At 37.2% G+C, this 2,208-nt stretch carries 1 protein-coding gene, 1 tRNA gene and 1 rRNA gene; all 3 read left to right on the top strand.

Annotated elements, in window-relative coordinates:
- Nucleotides 1-923 (top strand): 16S ribosomal RNA (locus ABID14_RS10030); the annotation flags it as partial.
- A gap of 151 nt (nucleotides 924-1,074) precedes the next feature.
- Nucleotides 1,075-1,635: a hypothetical protein gene (locus tag ABID14_RS10035; RefSeq protein WP_354369618.1), complete on the top strand. Its 561-nt coding sequence runs from the start codon at nucleotides 1,075-1,077 to the stop codon at nucleotides 1,633-1,635.
- Between the two features lie 303 nt (nucleotides 1,636-1,938).
- Nucleotides 1,939-2,014, top strand: a tRNA-Ala gene (locus ABID14_RS10040).
- Nucleotides 2,015-2,208: the final 194 nt, after the last annotated feature.

The following is a 2,208-nucleotide window of genomic DNA, read 5'->3' on the forward strand; positions in this document are numbered from 1 at the left end:
CAGTAGCTTAACTACTGTAAGCATTTGAAACTGTATATCTTGAGAAGTGTAGAGGTAAGTGGAATTTTTAGTGTAGCGGTGAAATGCGTAGATATTAAAAAGAATACCGGTGGCGAAGGCGACTTACTGGGCACATTCTGACGCTGAGGAACGAAAGCGTGGGTAGCAAACAGGATTAGATACCCTGGTAGTCCACGCTGTAAACGATGAGTGCTAGGTGTCGGCAAAAGTCGGTGCCGCAGTTAACACATTAAGCACTCCGCCTGGGGAGTACGTGCGCAAGCATGAAACTCAAAGGAATTGACGGGGACCCGCACAAGCAGCGGAGCATGTGGTTTAATTCGAAGCAACGCGAAGAACCTTACCAGGGCTTGACATATAGAGGACATATTTAGAGATAAATAATCTTCTTCGGAAGCCTCTATACAGGTGGTGCATGGTTGTCGTCAGCTCGTGTCGTGAGATGTTGGGTTAAGTCCCGCAACGAGCGCAACCCTTATATCTAGTTGCCAGCATTTCGGATGGGAACTCTAGATAGACTGCCGATGACAAATCGGAGGAAGGTGGGGATGACGTCAAATCATCATGCCCTATATGCCCTGGGCAACACACGTGCTACAATGGAAGGTACAAAGGGAAGCCAAATCGCGAGGTGGAGCAAACCTCAAAAAGCCTTTCCCAGTTCGGATTGTTCTCTGCAACTCGAGAACATGAAGCTGGAGTTGCTAGTAATCGCAGATCAGAATGCTGCGGTGAATGCGTTCCCGGGTCTTGTACACACCGCCCGTCACACCATGGGAGCTTGTAATACCCGAAGCCTGTGAGCTAACCGCAAGGTGCAGCAGTCGAAGGTAGGATGAGTGACTGGGGTGAAGTCGTAACAAGGTAGCCGTATCGGAAGGTGCGGCTGGATCACCTCCTTTCTAAGGAAATAAAAATCTTCACACTATTTTAATTATATACAATAATTATTTTTTATATATAAGTTTTATTTTAACTCTCTTGGTTTTAAGACTGCATATAAAAGGAGTAATTATGATCAAAAAAACAACATGTTTAATTATAGTAATTTCTATGTTGTTTTCGAATGTGTTAGCTTTTGAAAACAATATTAATTGCGATAGTAATATAGAAACATCTGATTCTAGGGAAATAGCCAATGATTTTTCTATAAGTATAAAAGATAATGGAAATTTACGAGAGGTTAGAGTTATTGACCTTTCTAATGGAGAAAAAAGTTATGCAATATATGAAAAATCTACAGATAAGCTTACTTTAAATGGTGAAATTCTTGACTTTGTCAAAGTTGATGATGATATTAATGATTATATTTCATACGCTAAACAATCTAGAGAATTATTGGGACAATCTTCTTTCAAAATTAATGTTGCAGGGATGTCTGCTTCCGCTATAGTTGCTGCTATAATAGCTGCGGCTGGTGGAGGGATTGCTGTGTCAGCTCTTTCTAGTGTGATTACAGCTGCTTTATCTGACAATTTGATTCAAGGCTATGTTTCTGTGAAAGTATATAGTTATTGGGATCCAAGTACCATTAATCAATCTCGTCCTAAATTTTGGCGTGAATTTGAAATTTATGCAGGACCTAATTTTGATAAATTTTTAGCTAGAATTTAATGAAATTTATAAAGTGGAAAGTAAGTAAATGAGATTTATAATATTAATTATTAGTATAGTTTTGATAAATATAGATTCTAGATTAACAAAGTCTTTTGCTTTGTTACCGTTATTAATATATTGTGTGATATGCTATATTAAAGATGTAAATTTCTTTTTGGATTCTAAATTAATTCGAAATAGTAATAATTTAAAAAAATATGAATTTCTTTTTATATTATTACTTTGTATACTTATAATAATTAGTATTTTTCACTTCAAGTTAGTTGACTTTTAGATTTTATAAACTTGAGAGTTAATTTTGGGGGTATAGCTCAGTTGGGAGAGCGCCTGCCTTGCAAGCAGGAGGTCAGGAGTTCGAATCTCCTTATCTCCACCAAGACTAACAAAAAGTTAGTTACATTTCTCGATAGAGAAAAGAACCATAACAACTTAAAACTAATCAATAAATTTCTTAATAATAACAATAACACTGGATAATAAACAGAAATGTTTATTAACAAAGGTCAAGTTAAAAAGAGCACTAGGTGAATGCCTAGGCACCAAGAGGCGAAGAAGGACGTGATAAGCTGC

The sequence above is a fragment of the Peptoniphilus olsenii genome (assembly GCF_040545475.1).
GTDB lineage: Bacteria > Bacillota > Clostridia > Tissierellales > Peptoniphilaceae > Peptoniphilus_A > Peptoniphilus_A olsenii.